The 15875-nt window shown below is 63.8% G+C and carries 14 protein-coding genes, 1 other RNA gene and 1 pseudogene; 6 read left to right on the top strand and 10 right to left on the bottom strand.

Annotation, left to right across the window (positions count from 1 at the left end; genetic code table 11):
• Positions 1–56: 56 nt before the first annotated feature.
• From IVB23_RS31090 to rsmH, 3 genes are read right to left on the bottom strand one after another with little or no spacing between them, the layout of a single operon-like run.
• On the bottom strand, positions 57–1811 hold the full coding sequence (locus tag IVB23_RS31090) for a penicillin-binding protein 2 (protein ID WP_247801133.1): 1755 nt from the start codon (positions 1809–1811) through the stop codon (positions 57–59).
• Complete coding sequence (locus IVB23_RS31085) at positions 1808–2200, bottom strand: hypothetical protein (RefSeq protein ID WP_061877563.1); 393 nt, start codon at positions 2198–2200, stop codon at positions 1808–1810. Before IVB23_RS31085 ends, IVB23_RS31090 begins: the two co-directional genes overlap by 4 nt.
• A gap of 3 nt (positions 2201–2203) precedes the next feature.
• Complete coding sequence (rsmH, locus tag IVB23_RS31080; RefSeq protein WP_247801132.1) at positions 2204–3193, bottom strand: 16S rRNA (cytosine(1402)-N(4))-methyltransferase RsmH; 990 nt, start codon at positions 3191–3193, stop codon at positions 2204–2206.
• Positions 3194–3634: 441 nt separating this feature from the next.
• On the opposite strand from rsmH, the gene IVB23_RS31075 reads away from it, so the two are divergent.
• Positions 3635–4498, top strand: a complete 864-nt coding sequence (locus IVB23_RS31075) for an N-acetylmuramoyl-L-alanine amidase (protein WP_247801131.1) — start codon at positions 3635–3637, stop codon at positions 4496–4498.
• Positions 4499–4617: 119 nt separating this feature from the next.
• Here IVB23_RS31075 and IVB23_RS31070 read toward each other — a convergent pair whose 3' ends face one another.
• Both IVB23_RS31070 and IVB23_RS31065 read right to left on the bottom strand, forming a co-directional pair.
• Entirely contained in the window at positions 4618–5850 is a 1233-nt protein-coding gene (locus IVB23_RS31070) for an RNA polymerase sigma factor (RefSeq protein ID WP_247801130.1), read from the bottom strand.
• A gap of 136 nt (positions 5851–5986) precedes the next feature.
• A complete protein-coding gene (locus IVB23_RS31065; RefSeq protein ID WP_131869719.1) occupies positions 5987–6340 on the bottom strand; it encodes a YciI family protein in 354 nt (117 codons plus the stop codon).
• Between the two features lie 151 nt (positions 6341–6491).
• On the opposite strand from IVB23_RS31065, the gene rnpB reads away from it, so the two are divergent.
• An RNA gene (rnpB, locus tag IVB23_RS31060) (RNase P RNA component class A) lies at positions 6492–6910 on the top strand.
• 245 nt (positions 6911–7155) lie between these two features.
• Here rnpB and IVB23_RS31055 read toward each other — a convergent pair.
• Positions 7156–7869, bottom strand: coding sequence for an alpha/beta hydrolase (locus tag IVB23_RS31055; protein WP_247801129.1), 714 nt, complete (start codon positions 7867–7869; stop codon positions 7156–7158).
• A 66-nt stretch (positions 7870–7935) separates the two neighbouring features.
• Positions 7936–8406, bottom strand: coding sequence for a DUF983 domain-containing protein (locus IVB23_RS31050; RefSeq protein ID WP_247801128.1), 471 nt, complete (start codon positions 8404–8406; stop codon positions 7936–7938).
• Positions 8407–8455: 49 nt separating this feature from the next.
• On the opposite strand from IVB23_RS31050, the gene IVB23_RS31045 reads away from it, so the two are divergent.
• Positions 8456–9826: a PLP-dependent aminotransferase family protein gene (locus tag IVB23_RS31045; RefSeq protein WP_247801127.1), complete on the top strand. Its 1371-nt coding sequence runs from the start codon at positions 8456–8458 to the stop codon at positions 9824–9826.
• 1 nt (position 9827) lies between these two features.
• Here IVB23_RS31045 and IVB23_RS31040 read toward each other — a convergent pair whose 3' ends face one another.
• A complete protein-coding gene (locus IVB23_RS31040; protein WP_247801126.1) occupies positions 9828–10091 on the bottom strand; it encodes a hypothetical protein in 264 nt (87 codons plus the stop codon).
• A gap of 228 nt (positions 10092–10319) precedes the next feature.
• Between IVB23_RS31040 and IVB23_RS31035 the strand changes: the two genes are divergently transcribed.
• On the top strand, positions 10320–11063 hold the full coding sequence (locus IVB23_RS31035; RefSeq protein ID WP_247801125.1) for a sulfite exporter TauE/SafE family protein: 744 nt from the start codon (positions 10320–10322) through the stop codon (positions 11061–11063).
• Here IVB23_RS31035 and IVB23_RS31030 read toward each other — a convergent pair.
• Positions 11064–11156: pseudogene (locus IVB23_RS31030) on the bottom strand (IS5/IS1182 family transposase); the annotation flags it as partial.
• 208 nt (positions 11157–11364) lie between these two features.
• On the bottom strand, positions 11365–12366 hold the full coding sequence (locus tag IVB23_RS31025; protein WP_197968222.1) for a transporter: 1002 nt from the start codon (positions 12364–12366) through the stop codon (positions 11365–11367).
• A gap of 652 nt (positions 12367–13018) precedes the next feature.
• Between IVB23_RS31025 and IVB23_RS31020 the strand changes: the two genes are divergently transcribed.
• A complete protein-coding gene (locus tag IVB23_RS31020; RefSeq protein WP_247801124.1) occupies positions 13019–15481 on the top strand; it encodes an arylsulfatase in 2463 nt (820 codons plus the stop codon).
• An 88-nt stretch (positions 15482–15569) separates the two neighbouring features.
• On the top strand, positions 15570–15851 hold the full coding sequence (locus IVB23_RS31015; protein WP_247801123.1) for a hypothetical protein: 282 nt from the start codon (positions 15570–15572) through the stop codon (positions 15849–15851).
• Positions 15852–15875: the final 24 nt, after the last annotated feature.

Below are 15875 nucleotides of genomic sequence, written 5' to 3'. Positions count from 1 at the left end.
AAGCCGAATCCCTTTCAAAACCCCGACTCAGCACCGGCGATGGCGCACCCGATTGATTACTGGGTTGTCCTGGATGCTGCAAGAATAAGGCGGTCGGACGGCGGCAGGTCGAACCGCGGCTCGACGCCCAGGAGCGGCGCGATCCGCTCGATCACCTTGCCGCCGGTCGGCACCGCGTTCCAGCCCGAGGTGATGAAACCATGCGTTTCGGGCAGCGCCTGCGGCTCGTCCAGCATGATCAGGACGTGATATTTGGGATCGTCGCAGGGCAGGATGGCGGTGAAGGAGTTGAGCACGCGCTTCTTGGCGTAGCGCCCGTTGATGACCTTCTCGGACGTGCCGGTCTTGCCGCCGACGTAATAGCCCTTGACGTCCGCCTTTCTCGCCGAGCCGACTTCGGCATTGAGCCGCATCAGGAACCGCATCTTGTCGCTGGTCTCCGTCTTGATGACGCGCTTGGCCATCGCCATCGCTTCGGATTCGCTGCGCTTCATGAATGTCGGCGGAATCAGATAGCCGCCATTCACCAGCGCGTTGATGCCCATCACGGCTTGCAGCGGTGCCACCGACAGGCCCTGGCCGAACGCGGCGGTGACCGTGTTCAACTCGCTCCAGCGCCGCGGGATCAGCGGCGCCGCGCTCTCCGGCAGCTCGGTGCGCAGCCGCGTCATCTGACCCATCTTGGCGAGGAACGCCTTGTGCGCCTCGACGCCCTGATTGAGCGCAATGCGCGCGGCGCCGATGTTGGACGAGTAGGTGAACACTTCCTTGGTGTTGATGAAACGCCCGAGCGGATGACTGTCGTGGATGGTGAACTTGCCGTAGTGCAGGTTGCCGCGTGCGTCCCACATCGAATTCAGGTTGATCTTGCCGGAATCGAGCCCCATCGCCAGCGTGAACGCCTTGAAGGTCGACCCCATCTCGTAGACGCCGGTGGTCAGGCGGTTGATGCGATCGGGGTCGTGCGCTTCCTTCGGATTGTTGGGATCGAAATCCGGTAGCGAGACCATCGCCACGATCTCGCCGGTCTTGACGTTGGAGACGATGCCGGAAGCGGCCTTGGCGTGGAACTTGTCCTTGGCCTTGAGGAGTTCGTCACGCAGCGCATGCTCGACGCGCAGATCGACCGAGAGCTCGATCGGCTTCTGCAGCCGGTCGGTTGCAAAGCCGGCGCGGTGGAGATCGGCGAGCCCCTGGTTGTCGAGCCACTTCTCCAGGCCGGCGATGCCCTGGTTGTCGATGTTGACGAGACCGATGATGTGGGCGACCTCGTTGCCCGTCGGGTAGACGCGCTTGTTCTCGCGCAGGAAGCCGATGCCGGGAAGGCCGAGCTTGTGGATGGCCTGCTGCTGCGCCGGCGTGACCTCGCGCTTGAGCCAGGCGAAGCCTTTGCGCGACTTCAGGCGCTCGCGCACCTCGGCCTCGTCGAGGTCGGGAATGGTCGCCGTCAGGAGCTCGATCGCCTCATCCTTGTCGATGATGCGGCGCGGCTCGCTGAACAGGCTCGCGGCCTTGACGTCGGTCGCAAGGATCGCGCCGTTGCGGTCGACGATGTCGGGCCGCGCGGTCGCAACCACCTCCTGCGCCGCGGCGCGGCGCGCCCCGTGGGCGTCCGCGCCGATCGCGAACATCACGAGCCGCCCGCCGATCAGGGCATAGACCGAAGCGAAGGCGAGTATCGCAAGCCCCACGCGCGCTCGCGCCTTCACGGCGCGATCGACATTGCGCCCGTAGAGCAGGCTGCGGATCAGCCGCTGCCGCCACGGTTCAGCCGGCTTCTCGGTCGGTTTTGCAGGCGTTGCCGCGCTCATTGCTTGTCCTCGGGCTGAGGCACGGAGCCCGTCACGGTATCGGGATCGCTCGCGGCTTCGATGGCGTTCAGCATGGCCCCGATCGGATCGGGATCGCCCGGCCTGAACAGCCGCGGCGGGCGCTCCGGCAGATTCTTCAGCGAGTCATATTGCGTGCCATTGACCGGCTTGAGGTGCAGATGCCGGTCGGACAGGCCTTGCAGCCGCAGCGGGGCATCGAGCTTGGCCCACTCGGCCCGCAGCGCCGCGATCGCGTCGCGCTCCTCGCGGATCTCTGCACGCAGCCGCAGCACCTTCTCGGTGCGCGCCGTGGAGTCCATCTTGATCCGGTAGACATGGGCCGCCGCGAAGATCAGCGCGCCGATGACGAGGAGGTGGATGATGCGCATGCGCTAACCGCCCCTCATCACGTCGGAGAGTTTCGGCCAGGGCGATGCCTCGTCGGTCTCGTGCGCCGGCGCCGCGGTGCGCTCGGCGGCGCGCAGCTTTGCGGAGCGTGCGCGCGGATTATGCGCAACGTCGTCTTCACCGGCGACGACGGGCCGCCGCGTCAGAACCCGGAAGCTCGGCGTCACTTGCGCCACTTCCGGCAGATGCCGCGAACCGCCGCCGGTCCTGGAGCGCTCAGTGAGAAAATTCTTGACGATGCGGTCTTCCAGCGAATGGAACGAGACCACGACGAGGCGGCCGCCGGGCTTGAGCATGCGCTCGGCCGCAGCGAGCGCGGCCTGGAGCTCGTCGAGTTCCTCGTTGACGAAGATGCGCAGCGCCTGGAACGTCCGTGTTGCCGGATGAATGTCCCCCGGCTTTGAGCGGACCACCCTTCCGACGAGATCGGCAAGCGCGCGCGTGGTGGTGAACGGGGTCTCCTGGCGGTCCGCGACAATGGCGCGTGCGATGCGGCGCGAATGCCGCTCCTCGCCGAGGAGATAGATGATGTCGGCGAGATCGCCTTCCGACGCACGCGCGATCACGTCGGCCGCGGTCGGGCCCGTCTGCCCCATCCGCATGTCGAGCGGACCGTCGAGGCGGAAAGAGAAGCCGCGGCCGGCCTGGTCGAGCTGCATCGAGGACACGCCGACGTCCATCACGACACCGTCGATCGCCTCGACGCCTTGCGCCGCGCAGATCTCGGCAAGATCGGAGAAGCGGCCCTCGACCAGCATCAGCCGGCCTGCGGAACGTTCGACCAGCCCGGCGCCGCCGGCAATCGCCGTGCGGTCGCGATCAATGGCGATGAGTCGGGTTCCCGGCACCTCCAGGATCGCGCGGCTATAGCCGCCGGCGCCAAAAGTGGCGTCGACATAGACGCCGCCCTCGCGCGGAGCGAGATGCGCGACGGCCTCCCGGCCAAGGACGGGGATGTGCGGAACCGAGCTCATGCGAAACGCCTGCCGACCGACCGGCCTGACATCCAAGCAAGATCGGGGACGAACAAGCCCATAACGCCTCGAATCATTACGCGTCGCGGCGGTTCCACGACAAAGCCCTCGTCCAGCATGGTTACCGGGCCCGGTCGTCCCAGGCCACAAACCCAGTGTTCCCAGTGGAATTTGTCGGGCAGCCATGGGATTTCGAACCAAAATACGCTTTGGCCGCCTCCGGACGCGGGTCGGCACTTCATCCCCCAGTAACGGCCCTTAGCGTTAAGAAAGCGTTGCTCGACTCGATACAAGTCGTAAAGGTGACGAGCGGGGTGATGCCTCATCCACACACACCGCCGAAATGCATCCGTTAACCGCGCCGCGCGATTGCGCGCCGTGGACGGTAAAGGAATAGTAAAGAGAAGGGCTTGCCCTACTCTCCGTTCGTTCGAGCTGCTCATGCCCTCCGGTTCGTCCACACCGTCTGGATCTGATTCGAAGCGCCAACGCGTTCTCCCGGTTCCCAAGACCGTGGCGAGCCTGCGGACGTTCGAGCCCGACTCGTCGATCGTCTCGGATATCATCCCCTCGCCCAATCATGGTGAGCGCAACAAGGGACGGCAGCCGGACATGATCGTGCTGCACTACACCGGCATGCCCGATGTCGAGGGCGCGCTGGCACGGCTGTGCACGGCCGGCAGTGAAGTCTCGGCGCATTATGTCGTGCTGGAGGACGGCCGCATCGTGCAATGCGTGCCCGAGGCCAAGCGCGCCTGGCACGCAGGTGTCTCGTCCTGGGCCGGCGAGGACGACATCAACTCCTGCTCGATCGGCATCGAGATCATCAATCGCGGCCACGACTGGGGCTATCCCGAGTTTCCGTTGCGCCAGATCGCCGCCGTGATCGCGCTGTGTCGCGGCATCATGCTCCGGCGCAAGGTGCCGTCGCACCGGGTGCTCGGCCATTCCGACGTCGCGCCCGCGCGCAAGAAGGATCCCGGCGAAAAATTTCCATGGCATTCGCTGGCCAATTCCGGCGTCGGCCACTGGGTCACGCCCGCTCCGATCGTGCGCGGCGAGACTCTGATGCTCGGCACCATCAGCGACGCCGTGCTGAGCATGCAGCAGGCGCTCGCAAGGTACGGCTACGGCGTGCCGCTGACCGGCAAATACGACGCCGCGACGCTGGAAGTCGTCACCGCCTTCCAGCGCCATTTCCGTCCGGCGCGGCTCGATGGCGTCGCCGATCATTCGACGCTGTCGACATTGCAGGCACTGCTGGCGAGCCTGCCGGCGGAAGGGACGACGGCGGCGTCGAAGTGACGGCGTAGGCCACATCCGCCGTCATTGCGAGGAGCTCTTGCGACGAAGCAATCCAGAATGTCTCTGCGGAAAGACTCTGGATTGCTTCGCTACGCTCGCAATGACGGAATGTGTGGCGACTACTCCATCTCCCTCATCCTTCGCGCATAGAGCCTCCGCAACGGCTCGAGCTGCGTCGCCTCCATCGCCGCATGATAGGCCTCGCGCGCCTGCTCCGTCCTGCCGAGCCTCCGCAACAGATCCGCGCGCACTGCCGGCAACAGCTCATAGCCGCGAAGCCCGCCGCGCGCGGTGATCGCATCGACGAGATCGAGCGCTCGTGCCGGCCCGTCGACCATCGACACCGCGGCGGCGTGGTTCAGCTCGATCACCGGCGACGGGTTGATGCGCAGCAAAACCTCGTAGAGTCCCGCAATCTGCGGCCAGTCGGTTTCCTCGAAGCTCGGCGCTCTCGCATGCAGCGCGGCGATCGCGGCCTGCACGGCATAGGGCTGCGGCCGGCCGGGCACGCGCAGCGCATCGTCGACCAGACGCAGGCCCTCATCGATCTGCGCGCGGTCCCACAGCGAGCGGTCCTGCTCTTCGAGCAGCACGATGTCGCCGGCCGGCGTCTCACGTCCGGCGCGGCGGGCGTCGTGCAGCAGCATCAGGGCCAGCAGCCCCTTGATGCCGGCGCGATCGGGCATCAGCCGATCGAGCAAGCGGCCGAGCCGAATGGCCTCGGCCGCAAGATCGGGCCGCATCAAGTCCGCGCCCTCGGTCGCGACATAGCCTTCGGTGAAGACCAGATAGATCACGGCGAGCACACCATCGAGCCGCGGCGCCAGCGCGTCGCGCTCGGGCACTTCATAGGGGATGCCGGCAAGCCTGATCTTCTGCTTGGCGCGGACCAGCCGCTGTGCCATTGCCTCCTCGCCCACGAGGAACGCGCGCGCGACCTGCGCTGTCGAGAGCCCGCAGACGGTGCGGAGCGTCAGCGCGACCTGGACCTCGGGCGCGAACGCGGGATGGCAGCAGGTAAAGATCAGCCGCAGCATGTCGTCGTCGAGCGTTGCCGGCGGCTCGTCGGAGCCCAGCGCGTTCAGCTCGAGCTCATGCACCAGCGCCTGCTGCTTGCCGCGGAAGACGGCCTGGCGGCGGATGCGGTCGATCGCCTTGTGCTTGGCGACATTGACCAGCCAGGCGCGCGGATTGCCGGGGACCTCAGACCCCGCCCAGCGTTCCAGCGCGACGGCAAAGGCATCCTGGAGCGCGTCCTCGGCGAGATCGAAATCGCCGACGAGACGGATCAGCGTGGCCAGCGCCCGCCCCGTCTCGTCGCGGAAGATTTTGTCGATCTCGCCAGGGGCCATTGAACGCGATCACTCCCCTCTCGTCATTCCGGGGCGCGGCAAAGCCGCGAGCCCGGAATCCATAACCGCGATTCGGGGATATGGATTCCGGGCCTGCGCCTTGCAGCGCATCCCGGAATGACGAAGGTGAGAGTTGTCACTTCTCATACACCCAGATCGGCCGTACCTCGATCGAGCCGATGCGCGCGCTGGGAATCCGCGCCGCGATCTCGATCGCGGCATTGAGATCCTTGGCCTCGACGAGATAGTAACCGCCGAGCTGCTCGCGCGTTTCCGCGAACGGACCATCGGTCGTCAGCGTCTTGCCCTCGCGCACACGCACGGTCGTTGCAGTCGTGGTCGGCTGCAGGCGGTCGCCGGCCTTGAAATTGCCGCCCTGGATGATGGATTGCGTGAAGGCCTGGTATTCGGCCAGCATCTTCTGGCTGGTCGCCGCGTCGTTCTTCGCGTACTCGACCTCGTTCTGGTAGATCATCAGCAGATATTGCATTGCTTCACTCCTGTTGCCCGGCTGTGTTGCCGACATTCAGTCGAACGGAACACGCACCAAACGACATCTTCAGGATAGATTATTCGCCGGCGAGGCGCGCGTCGCGATATCGGCTTGACGAAACCGTCACAAATGCCCCATGCGTAATCCGTCAGTCGGCCGGACGGCCGCTCCGGCACGTGCCGAAAGGCCGCCGGGGAGGAAAGTCCGGGCTCCCTTGACATGCGGTGCCGGATAACGTCCGGCGGGGGTGACCCCAGGGAAAGTGCCACAGAGAACGAACCGCTTCCTCCTCGGAGGAAGTAAGGGTGAAAAGGTGCGGTAAGAGCGCACCGCGGTTCCGGCAACGGAGCCGGCATGGCAAACCCCACCGGGAGCAAAACCGAATAGGGACGGCTTAAGCGGGCTGTTCGCTTTGAGCGATAACGCCGCGGGGCGATGTCAGGCCCGCCGTCCGGGTAGGTTGCTCGAGGCCATGTGCAAACACGGTCCCAGAGGAATGGTCGTCACGTATCGTTCGCGCAAGCGGACGGTGCCCTACAGAACCCGGCTTACAGGCCGGCTGATACTCTAAAGCGTTTTCGAGCGAAGTGGGTTTCCGGTTCGCGTGAAGAAAGCGCGTCTTGCTCGGTAAGCGACGAGGGGTTCGGTGCCAACGCATCGGACCCCTCACCATTTTGGCCGAGCGCCCTGCCATTCAACCGGTGTCATTCCGGGGCTCGCGAAGCGAGAAGCCGGAATCCATCGAGCGGCGGAGACGGAGGAAAAATGGATTCCGGGCTCGTGCTGCGCACGCCCCGCAATGACGGCGAGAACTAGGCAACGATCTCGTTCAACACCGCCATCAGCGCCTCCGGCGCCGTCACATTCGGCGCGTGACTGGCGTCGAGCTCGACATAGCGCCAGCCGTCCTCGCTCTTCGTCCGCTTGGCGAACTGCCCGAACACGTCGCCCGGCGGGATGCGCGTGCAATAGATGTAGCTGCGCGGCATCGCCGGCTCGCCGTGCTCGAGCCTCAGCCTGGTCTCGAAGCACTTGATCGGCATTGGGACCCGGCGTGCATTGAGCCAGTCGAGATCGGCTTGGGGCGTGTCCGGCGGCGGCGGATTCGGCGGGATGCGATAGCCGTCGCCCGAGCTTGCCGCCCTTCGCATCGGCTCGCGACCGCCCTCATTGAGGTCGAACAGCGACTGGCCATCGCGCGGCACGAAGGCGTCGAGATAGATCAGCTGCGTCACGCGCTCGCGCGCGCGATCGGCGACGCCGGTCGCGACCATGCCGCCATAGCTATGGCCAAGCAGCACGATGTCGCTGAGATCCTCGAAGGCGATGACGTTGAGGATGTCCTGGATGTGCGTCTCCAGATCGATCGTGGGGCTTGCGAGATGCGCGCGCTCGCCGAGCCCGGTGTAGGTCGGCGCCACCAGGCGATGGCCGGCCTGCGCCATCAGCGGATGCATCTTCTTCCAGGCCCATCCGCCGGACCAGGCGCCATGACAGAGCAGGAAGGTCTTCGCGCGTGCGGCCATCGGCGTTTCCATCGTTCTTGTTGGTACGACGGAGTGTACTGGCCGGCCGCGCGATGTAAACGCCGCTCAGGCCGCGCGCGTATCCGCCTTCACCAGCACCGGTGCAAGCCCGGCGGCCTCGCGCCGCAGCTTGCTCGCCTCGAATCCGTGCATGCCCAGCTGCCATTGCAGCCCGACGATGGCGCCCTTGGTCGGTTGCAGCAGCGCGAGCGAGGCGAACAGCGTCACCGGCAGCCACACCGCGAGTTGCAACCATTCCGGCGGCGCATAGGCGGTCTCGACCGCGAGAATCGCCGGCACCACGAGATGGCCGACCACGACCATCACGAGATAGGCGGGAAAGTCGTCCGCGCGCTGGTGGAACAGCTCCTCGCCGCAATGGTCGCAAGCGTCAGCCACTTTCAGGAAACGGCCGAACATGTGCCCTTCCCCGCAATTCGGACACTTGCCGCTGAAACCGCGCCACATCGCCTTAGCCAGAGAGACCGGCGCCAGAGAGACCGACATGACCACACCTCTTCCCTTTCGGAGATCCATACAATAATATCTCGTATCCATACATTCAAAGGATATGGGGCTAGATTGCATGGATTGGACCCCTACAATCTCGGAGCTGAGCGGCCCGCGCTATCAGCGCATCGTCGATGCGATGGAGGCCGACATTGCTGCGGGCAGGCTGGTGCGCGGCCAGCAATTGCCGACGCAGCGCGCGCTCGCAAAAGCCCTCGGCATCGACCTGACCACGGTGACGCGCGCCTATACCGAGGCGAGGCGCCGCGGCATCATGGAAGCCCGCGTCGGACAGGGCTCGTTCGTGTCGGAGACCAGCGCGCGCCGCGCGGTCGACCTGCCGCATCCCGTCGCGATCGATCTCTCGATGAACGTGCCGCCGCATCCGCTGGAGGCGCAGCTCGACGAGCGCATCATCGCCGGCATGGAAGCCATCCGCGCGCAATCGGGCCTCACGGCGTATCTCAACTATCAGCCGCCCGGCGGCAGCACGCATGAGCGCGAGGTCGCGGCGCGCTGGATGCGCGCACGCGTTCCGCATGCGCAGGCCGACAGGCTCCTGATCTTCCCCGGCGCGCAAACCATCCTGTTCAACCTGCTCGCCCATCTCGCGCGGCCCGGCGACATCGTTCTGACGGAAGCCCTCACCTTTCCCGGCATCAAGGCCGCCGCGGCACGGCTCGGCGTCAAGCTCGTCGGCGTCGCCATGGATGACGGCGGCATCCTGCCCGATGCGATGGCGAAGGCGTGCCGCGCGCACCGGCCACGGGCCGTCTATCTCATTCCGACGCTGCACAATCCGACCACCGCGACGCTGTCCGCCGAGCGGCGCAATGCCGTCGCAAAGATCATTCGCGATGCCGACACGACCCTGATCGAGGACGACGCCTACGGCCTGCTCGACCGCTCGGCATCGCCGATCGCGAGCCTCATTCCGGAGCGGACTTATCTCGCGACCACACTGTCAAAATGCATCGCGCCCGCGCTGCGCGTCGCCTACCTGGTGACGCCCGACAGTAGCGCGCAACGGGACATGCGCACGTATTTGCAGGCGACCGTGCAGATGCCGGCGCCATTGATGGTCGCGCTGGTGACGCATTGGATCGAAAGCGGCATTGCCGATCGCATCATCGCCGCCATCCGCAGCGAGGCGGTCGGCCGCCAGCAGCTCGCGCAGCGCACGCTGAAGGGTTTTCAATTCCTGGCCAGGCCCGCCGCCCACCATCTGTGGTTGCGGCTGCCGGAAGGCCGGCCCGATATCGCGGCACATCTTCTGCGGAACGGACTTGCGGTCGTCGCCGGCGATGCCTTCACGGTCGACGGGGCGCCGCCGCATGCGGCACGTGTCTCACTGGGGGCGGCGCGGAACAGATCGGAATTGGCAGAGGCGCTACGCATCCTGGTCGGCGCGCTGCAGAAGCCTTCCGACACCAGGCAGATCGTCTAGATCATCGGCGATGACGGCGATGGCCGGAGCGCACGGGGGGTGCCACAGGTGACGGATAGGCCTGCGACGCATACGCATCATCAGGCATTCCCCGCTGACCGAGAGCCGCACGCCCCGCAGGCGTGAGCTGGCCGCCATTGAGCACATCGCGATCCGGATGAGCGGCCTGATAGGCCGCTGGCTCGGAAAACTGTGCCTGGGCCATTGTCGGCGTCAACGCGACCGCCAGCAGCGCAGCTGCAACGGCAATCTTGGTGCGGCTCATGGTCATTCTCCATCATCGCATTCAGGACTGACCGATCCGGGCGCATGATCGCGTCGGGCGGCCCCCGGGATTGAAGTACGGCCATCATGTAGGCGTGTCTTCCGGGAAAGCCCGACACCGCAGATCACGCTTGCGTGCAGCATGGATTGACCGGAACGGCGGCAAGCATGTTATGCGAGCGATGGCGATCAGCAATCCGGGATCGCCCCTCTCGACAAGGCTAATCTGTTGGAAACGCTCACCTACGTCCTGCTGCTGTTCGGCGCGCTGGCCGGCGGCTTCGTCTCGGGACTGGCCGGGTTCGGCACGGCGCTGATGGCGCTCGGCATCTGGCTCTACGTCCTGCCGCCCTCGCTCGCGGTACCGCTGGTGCTGATCTGCTCGGTGATCGCACAGACCTCGACGCTGCCCTCGATGTGGAAAAGCTTCGACCTTTCGCTGGTCTGGCCGTTCCTGATCGGGGGCCTGATCGGAGTCCCGCTGGGAACCATGATGGTCGCCACGGCCGATCCGAAGGTGTTCAAGCTGAGCGTCGGTGTGCTGCTCCTGATCTTTTCGAGCGCGCTGTACCTCAACAAGAGGCCCCTCGCCTTCAAGTTCGGCGGCAGGATCGCCGACGGATCGATCGGCTTCGCCGGCGGCATTCTCGGCGGCCTCGCCGGACTCTCGGGGCCGCTGCCGATCCTGTGGGCGAACGTCCGCGGCTGGAACAAGCATGAGCGGCGCGGCATCTTCCAGCTCTTCAACTTCACGGTGCTCGCCACCGCGCTTGTGCTGCAGACGGTATCAGGCCTGGTCGAACTGAAAGTGGTCTGGCTCGCGCTGGTCGCGTTTCCGGGCACGCTGGTCGGCGCATGGGCCGGCGCCCGGGTTTATCACGCCCTGAGCGACAAGCATTTCGGCGATGTCGTGCTCGGCCTGTTGTTCCTGTCAGGCCTTGGCCTCGTCTGGAATAGCCTTGGCACGCATTAGTTAGCCCGCGGACTCATCAAGACGCAGCCATAACCTGATTGACGCAAGTTGAACGAAGGCAAGGTAGTTGGCGGCAAGCCTGTCGTAGCGCGTTTATTCGTCAGAACTTCCTCTCCTCTCCAGCAGCTGATCGCGGACAGTGATTGCCCAAAACTGACTAGGCTGGGTGGGCGGAGCGCATCGTTCGGCTTGTCGATCGAACAGGTCTCGTCTGCATCCGACGACAGCTATGCAGCCATTCATCACCGACGTGCGTTGGCGGACGGTCGCCGGCGGCACGCTAAGCCATGTCGGCCGGCTCTTATTTCGTCACAATCCGCCGCGTCGGCGCGACTGTGCTCGTCGGCGCCATGGGCGAAAGCGAGAAAGTCAGCCAGGTATTCCAACCTGCTGGACGGTTTTCAGCGGCAAATTCGCCGTATCCCTTTAGGTTCAAATATCCCTGCCAGTCTCCAACCGGAAACAGGTATCCGATCTGAGGGCCCACTCCCACGACGCGCGACCGGAAACCACCCAGGATCGGATGCTGACCAAAATCGTCCGTGATCTGTTGGTAATAGTAGCCAACCGCCCCGACGAAGAGTTGCTTCGAGAGGAACTGCGAAGCCCCCCAATCGATGTGGAAATCGATGCCGCTTTGGTATTGCGTATCCGGGTTCTTGAAATTGTAAGTGAGCCCAGCGACCGCTGAAAATTCGTGCCCCAACTTCTCATTGAAGTACGTGTAGCCGCCGCCGCCGTCGATCGCGCCGTGGCCGATGCCAAGGTTTGCAAGACGCAACGGATCGTAGGCGCCGACCGGAATGTCGCCGGTCAGATAGGTCATGAAGTTGTGGACGCCCGCGTTCCACTTCAGTGTCATCTGCGGATATAGGTCTCCAATGGAGGTGACTGAATCAGAAAGCGTGCCCGTGCGGGTTGTCGCAAACGGCCCGACCGCCGTCGTTAGTGTTCCGTCGAGCGTTGCGGCGGATCGGCCAAACAAGCCGGTGACGCCGATTGCTAATTGTCCGCCGAGTACCGGCGTTGCAAATGTGTAGGTTGGGTTGAGCAGGAGAAGGTCTCCCTGCGCGTTCAAGCGCAAATTCAAATCGACATTGACGTTGGCGGGGATTCGGCCAACGCGAATTTCTCTTGCCGCCGCGGCGCTACCGAAGGCCGAGACGCTCGTGTGATAATAGACCTCGGCCATTGACCAGCCAGGGACCGCAGGCACTGCCGCGAGGCTGCTGAAGCGCCCCGGAAGCCAGTACGAAACACCGTCTTCATCAGCATATGCGGCTTCGGACACGAAGCCGGCCATTGCCACAGCTACCCCGATCGTTGCCCGAATAAGGCAACGAGACCTGGGTTCGGGTATGCCCTGCATCATCTGTTGTCCTCCCGCCAATAAATAACAGTGTATCAAACCGTGATTCTATGTGTCGCTCCAAGGTAGCGATCTCCTCAAATTGCGCTCGGCCTGTTGCGCTTAAGTCACGTAGGCTCGCCGCTTTTCGGGCAACCATAAGAACACTGTTGAGGGACGATGCTTTTCGCCATCTACCGGGCGTCACTACCGGCAAGACAGCAATACTGCCACAAGTGCAATGAATGGTATCATCCTGCTCATTGTGATGGTGACGCCGATTCTCGCGCGTCATTTGCATTGATTTGGATCAACGCTCGACGATCGGATGCGATCTGAGGTGGAGCGGTTGTGCGTGGGGAGTGTATTTGCAATGGATATTCGCAAAATCGCTGATCTCACTGCCTTTATCGTCAACGCTCAGGCATTTGAGCAGCAAACATAACGACGGACGAGCCGGTCGAAGCACTGCACGTCCGCGAACGGCCCTTGAGTCAGACTAAGACCGAAACAGCCTCGCGTTGCAGATGGGGCGACGTACCGCTTTCTAGAAGAGGGGATCCGGTTTCCAGCCAATTCAGACCAATTTGGTCTTCGGGAGGAGCCAATGACGAGTGTCTCGAACCTGCATCACCGAGTTACCTCACGCATTCTAGTCGGTTCTCTCTTGCTGTTACCATTGACAGCACTTAACGCGTACGCTCAGCAAACCACCGGCGTCGCGGGTTCGCCGGGAGCGACGACTACCATCGACGGCAGATACCTGCCGAATCCCCCACAGCCGTTCAAGGGCGAGATCAGTCCCAATGCGGTGCAGTCGAAGCCGTATTGGCCCGCGCTCGTGACGCCGCCGAAGGGCGCGCCCAACGTGCTTTTGATCATGACCGACGACGTCGGATTCAGCGCGCCGAGCACCTTCGGCGGCGTCATCCCGACACCGGCCCTGGATCGGATCGCTCAAACAGGTCTGCGCTACACGCGCTTCCACACCACGGCGCTCTGCTCTCCAACGCGAGCCGCTCTCCTTACCGGCCGCAACCATCACTCGGTGGCCACCGGCGTTGTCGTCGATCAGGCCACCGGCTATCCCGGCTACAACAGCGTCATCCCACGCGACGCCGTCGCCATCGGCGAGATCCTTCGGCAAAACGGCTACGATACATCCTGGTACGGGAAGGACCACAATGTGCCGCAGTGGGAGGGGACGCAAGCGGGCCCCTTCCACAACTGGCCGACCGGGCCCATCAAGGGTTTTGACTACTATTACGGCTTCGCCGGCGACGACGCGAGCCAGTGGCAGCCGAACAATCTGTTCCGCAATACCACTCCAATCCAGCCCTTCCTCGGCAATCCCGGTTGGAATCTGATCACGGCAATGGCCGACGAGGCGATCGGGCGCATCAAGATGCTGAATGAGGTTCAGCCCGGCCGACCCTTCATGATCTACTACGCGCCGGGCGGCACGCATTCGCCGCATCATCCAACGCCCGAGTGGACCAAGAAGATCAGCGACATGCATCTGTTCGACAAGGGCTGGAACGATCTGCGCGAGCAAACCTTCGCCAACCAGAAGAAGCTCGGCGTGATTCCGCAGAACGCTGAGCTCACGTCCTGGCCAGACAGCATCCCGAAGTGGGATACGCTTTCCCCAGAGGCGAAGAGGCTCTACATCCGCCAGGCCGACGTCTATGCGGCGTATCTCGCCTACACCGACCACGAAATCGGTCGCGTGATCCAGGCCATCGCAGATACCGGCAAGCTCGACAACACGCTCGTCATCTACATCAGCGGTGATAACGGCGCGAGCCCGGAGGGCACGCTGCACGGGCTGTTCAACGAGTTCGCTGTCGCCAACGCCGTACACCCGACCGTCGAACTGAACACGAAGTTCTACGATGCCTGGGGCTCCGACCAGACCTACCCACACTACGCGGTGGGATGGGCGTGGGCCTGGGACACGCCGTACAAATGGACAAAGCAGATCGCATCCTATTTTGGCGGCACCCGGAACGGCATGGCGATGGCTTGGCCGGCGCGGATCAAGGACGCGGGCGGCATTCGCCACCAGTTCCACCATGTGATCGACGTCGTCCCGACGATCCTCGAAGCAGCCGGTCTTCCGCAGCCGGCGATGGTGAACGGCATCGCGCAGAAGCCAATCGAAGGCGTTAGCATGGCCTATACGTGGGGGGACGCCAACGCGCCGGGCCAACGGACGACGCAGTATTTCGAGATGTTCGGCAAGCGCGCCATCTATCAGGACGGCTGGGTCGCCGCGACTCCTCCATTGAGCCCGCCATGGGACCTCAGTTTGGCCGAGCCGCCCTCGGACGTCATGAACGCGTACCGTTGGGAGTTGTACAACATCAATGAAGACTGGACGCAGGCCAACGACCTCGCGGCCAAGATGCCCGACAAGCTGCGCGACATGCAGCAGCTGTTTGCAATGGAGGCCACAAAGTACCAAGTCTTCCCGCTCGACGACACCCGCCTGACCAGGTTCATCTCGCACAAACCAAGTTACTCTGCAGACCGGACGCTCTTTACCTACACCGGCGAGCTGAGCAACGTGCCCTTCCCGGAAACGGGCTCCGCACCGAGCCTGCTGAACCGGTCGTACACGATCACGGCCGAGGTCGATATTCCCCAAGGCGGCGCCGAGGGGATGCTGGTCACCGACGGCGGCCGATTCGCCGGCTATGGCTTCTATCTGCTAAAGGGCCGGCCGGTGTTCACCTGGAATCTGGTCGCCCTCGAGCGCGTCAAGTGGCAGGGCAAAGAGGCACTTGCTCCGGGCAAGCACACGCTGGAGTTCGACTGGAAGTATGATGGCCCCGGCCTGGGCAAGGGCGGCACCGGCACGCTGAAGGTAGACGGCAACGTCGTGGAAAGTCATCCCATGCCACGCAGTCTGCCCATCACTCTGATGTGGGATGAGACCTTCAACGTCGGTCTCGACACCGGCACGCCAGTGGACGATCAGGACTACCAGGTGCCCTTCAAGTTCACCGGCAAGATCAACAAGCTGAATGTGAGGCTTGGACCAAACAAGATGTCATCTGCGAACTAACGCGAGTCGCAAGGTGGGGCGGGTTTACGCGCCCCACCTTCTCGCCTGATCTTGGTATTGCCTGTCATTGATAGAAGGTGGAGGCATCGTGAAGGCTCGGAGCTTCATCATTTTCTCAGCTTGCCTGTCTTTCGGCATTCTGCCCGGCGGATCCGAGTCCTTTGCGCAAACCGCCGGCGAAACGCCTCAGGGTATGCTCGCGGCCCAGATCCGCCTGCAGGGCTTTGCGTGTGACAAGCCGCTCGGCGCCAGCAAGGACACAAAGCGCTCGAAGCCGGATCATGAGGTCTGGGTTCTCAAATGTAGCAATGCGACCTATCGGGTCAGCCGCTTTCCCGACATGGCCGCAAAGGTGGAGGTCCTTCGATGACCCTGTCACGGCGACGCTTTTGAT

The organism is Bradyrhizobium sp. 191, from assembly GCF_023100985.1.
Taxonomy (GTDB): Bacteria; Pseudomonadota; Alphaproteobacteria; order Rhizobiales; family Xanthobacteraceae; genus Bradyrhizobium; species Bradyrhizobium diversitatis.
Note: the sequence above shows the minus strand (reverse complement) of the source record. Positions and strands in the feature narration are given on the sequence as shown.

What these genes read in the sequence shown, in the direction of transcription:
- IVB23_RS31090 (WP_247801133.1), bottom strand. Translation starts at nt 1,811, where the DNA reads ATGAGCGCGGCAACGCCTGCAAAACCGACCGAGAAGCCGGCTGAACCG.
- IVB23_RS31085 (WP_061877563.1), bottom strand. Translation starts at nt 2,200, where the DNA reads ATGCGCATCATCCACCTCCTCGTCATCGGCGCGCTGATCTTCGCGGCG.
- rsmH (WP_247801132.1), bottom strand. Translation starts at nt 3,193, where the DNA reads ATGAGCTCGGTTCCGCACATCCCCGTCCTTGGCCGGGAGGCCGTCGCG.
- IVB23_RS31075 (WP_247801131.1), top strand. Translation starts at nt 3,635, where the DNA reads ATGCCCTCCGGTTCGTCCACACCGTCTGGATCTGATTCGAAGCGCCAA.
- IVB23_RS31070 (WP_247801130.1), bottom strand. Translation starts at nt 5,850, where the DNA reads ATGGCCCCTGGCGAGATCGACAAAATCTTCCGCGACGAGACGGGGCGG.
- IVB23_RS31065 (WP_131869719.1), bottom strand. Translation starts at nt 6,340, where the DNA reads ATGCAATATCTGCTGATGATCTACCAGAACGAGGTCGAGTACGCGAAG.
- IVB23_RS31055 (WP_247801129.1), bottom strand. Translation starts at nt 7,869, where the DNA reads ATGGCCGCACGCGCGAAGACCTTCCTGCTCTGTCATGGCGCCTGGTCC.
- IVB23_RS31050 (WP_247801128.1), bottom strand. Translation starts at nt 8,406, where the DNA reads ATGGATCTCCGAAAGGGAAGAGGTGTGGTCATGTCGGTCTCTCTGGCG.
- IVB23_RS31045 (WP_247801127.1), top strand. Translation starts at nt 8,456, where the DNA reads ATGGATTGGACCCCTACAATCTCGGAGCTGAGCGGCCCGCGCTATCAG.
- IVB23_RS31040 (WP_247801126.1), bottom strand. Translation starts at nt 10,091, where the DNA reads ATGAGCCGCACCAAGATTGCCGTTGCAGCTGCGCTGCTGGCGGTCGCG.
- IVB23_RS31025 (WP_197968222.1), bottom strand. Translation starts at nt 12,366, where the DNA reads ATGGCCGGCTTCGTGTCCGAAGCCGCATATGCTGATGAAGACGGTGTT.
- IVB23_RS31020 (WP_247801124.1), top strand. Translation starts at nt 13,019, where the DNA reads ATGACGAGTGTCTCGAACCTGCATCACCGAGTTACCTCACGCATTCTA.